At 28.2% G+C, this 2,365-nt stretch carries 3 protein-coding genes and 1 tRNA gene; 1 reads left to right on the top strand and 3 read right to left on the bottom strand.

Going from position 1 to position 2,365, the window contains the following annotated elements; all coding sequences use genetic code 11:
* The first annotated feature begins 373 nt into the window (after positions 1-373).
* Positions 374-459: transfer RNA gene (locus LLF98_RS01435), tRNA-Leu, on the top strand.
* Between the two features lie 9 nt (positions 460-468).
* Here the strand turns inward: LLF98_RS01435 and LLF98_RS01430 are convergent.
* The 3 genes from LLF98_RS01430 to LLF98_RS01420 all read right to left on the bottom strand — a co-directional run.
* Positions 469-1,719 carry a site-specific integrase gene (locus tag LLF98_RS01430; RefSeq protein WP_291700113.1) on the bottom strand — a complete coding sequence of 417 codons (1,251 nt, stop codon included), beginning with the start codon at positions 1,717-1,719 and terminating at the stop codon, positions 469-471.
* A gap of 77 nt (positions 1,720-1,796) precedes the next feature.
* Complete coding sequence (locus tag LLF98_RS01425; RefSeq protein WP_147564849.1) at positions 1,797-2,063, bottom strand: helix-turn-helix domain-containing protein; 267 nt, start codon at positions 2,061-2,063, stop codon at positions 1,797-1,799.
* 55 nt (positions 2,064-2,118) lie between these two features.
* Positions 2,119-2,365: transposase (locus LLF98_RS01420; RefSeq protein ID WP_291700109.1), on the bottom strand; the 247-nt coding region annotated here is incomplete at its 5' end.

Here is a 2,365-nt window from a genome sequence, read left to right as displayed (position 1 = left end):
CCTTGAAAGTTAAGCCTTTATCATTTAAACTAACACTGTACATAAATTTAACTCCATTCATTTTATCTACAATAAAATTATAATGGATAATTTATGTATTGTAGAGATTATTTTACATCTCTTTTCTTTTTTATTATCTTTACCTACTAAAATTATACTCTAACTTAAAAATTTATGTTAGAAATCAATAAAAATCTTTTATTAGCTTTAATTATATAAGTTTGAATAATGAACTTATATTACAGTTAATGGCAAAGAACTAACACTTAAGTATGCACTGTAAAATCATTTTTATAGAATAATGCAATGTATGAAAAAATAGTTCTTGAATTATTTTATTATACGTGATATAATAATTTTTGTCAGTTTACATGCCGCTGTGATGGAATGGCAGACGTGGTGGACTCAAAATCCTCTGGTAGTGATACCGTGCCGGTTCGAGTCCGGCTAGCGGCACCATAGCTTATGTTAGTAAATTGCTGTATTGCTTGACTTATCTTGCAATATGGCTTTTTTATTTTCTGTATTTTCTTCTAAGTTCTCTCCTACTTTGCGAGAGAACTTTTTATCATTTAAACAATTTACCATTACATTGGCTGATGCTATTTTTGTACTATAATCAAGATGAGCATAAATATTTGCTGTGGTTGAAAAATCACTATGCCCAAGCCATTCTTGAATCTCCTTCATACCTACACCATTTGCTAGTAACAAACTTGCGCAGCTATGCCTTAAATCATGAAATCTTATTTTTCTCAAATTATTTTTAGCAAGTACAATTTGAAAATGTTGAGTAATATATCCCGGTTTAATACGTTGCCCTATTTCATCTAGATAAATATACTTTAGATATTCATTGCAATAAGAATTTTTACATATTTTTCTATTTGCATATTGTTGTTCTTTTATTTTTAAAAGTAAATTTTCAAATTGTGGCACTAAAGGTAATGTTCTATGACTTGCTTTATTTTTAGTTCTATCTTTTTCTATTATAACTACTTTACCTTCAACAGAAACTTCTGTAACTGTATGCTTAATAGTAATTGATTTATTCTTAAAATCAATTGCATCCCATTTTAAGCCAACTATCTCACTTCTTCGTAATCCATAAAAAGCAGCTAGCATAACTGCAAGCTCTATCTTGCTCTTCTTAACCACTTCAAATAGCTTATTAATCTCTTCTCCATCATAAAAACTCCCAACAAATTTCTGTTTTTTAGGTCTTTCAACTTTATCAGCTGGATTTGATGATATCATATCAATCTTTACAGCATATTGTAGTGCCTTTCTAATATTAGCATGATAATGAATTACAGTATTAGCACTGATTTTATTATCATTCAATTCATGTTGATAATATGTTTGAATGTGTTTCGGTTGCAAATCTTTTAATAAAATTTTCTGTTCTTTAAAATAAGGTGCGACACGTTTTTTAACACAATTAGAATATGATGCATATGTTGTAACCTCAATATTATTTTTCATCATTTCTAACCAACTTAACATAAAATCTGAAAACAAAATATTTTCATCTTCAATTTCAGAAATAACTTTAAAATTTCTTCTTGCCTCCATTAACATTACTTCTGCTTTTTTCTTATTTCCTTTTGTTAAAAGACCTGTTGGTAACCACTTTGTTTTTCTCTTTCCATTTACGTCTTTATAACTTAGTACAATATAAAAATAACCTTTTTTATCTTGTAGGTGACCTGCTACCATTTTATTCCCTCCATTTTGTAACAACTTGTATCATCCTACCATTGACATCTTTATTATATCTCACGCGTCACTTGCTTTCAAGGCTTTAAAACGTTAAAGTGAGTATTATTTATGCTTGGTTCTTGCATTACTTTTAGATATATAAGTATGCTAATTTTAGGGATTTTATATTCTCTTCCTATTTTAAAATGATTAATTTTATCTTCTCTTAAAATTCTATATCCAGTTTTTGTACTTATTCCTCCAAGCATTTCACACATTTCTTTAATATTCACTACATCTGAATACTCTTTGAACAATAAACAATATGCATTATTTTCATTAATATTTGCTTCACTCATCATATTACACATCCTTTTACAAATTATTTAATTACATATATATGTTGCAAATTGGTTTCTACATTCGGATGCATAGCCTGTCTATTGTCTGAGTAGGAACCATATTTATGTTTCTTATAAACTTTTCAATTGAATTTCTAACTTGTGGTAAAGAATGATAAAACACATTGTTAATAATAGAAGATTTCAACCATCCCCATAACCCCTCTATTAAATTCATTTCCGGGCTATATGGTGGTAAAAACATTAGTTCAAGCCTATCTTTAACTTTATTTAAAAACGGTTGTATCAATTTTGCATGATGA

It is taken from the genome of Clostridium sp. (assembly GCF_021372645.1).
GTDB lineage: Bacteria > Bacillota > Clostridia > Clostridiales > Clostridiaceae > Clostridium.
The sequence above is the reverse complement of the archived record's forward strand: the minus strand, read 5'-3'. Positions and strand labels throughout refer to the sequence as shown.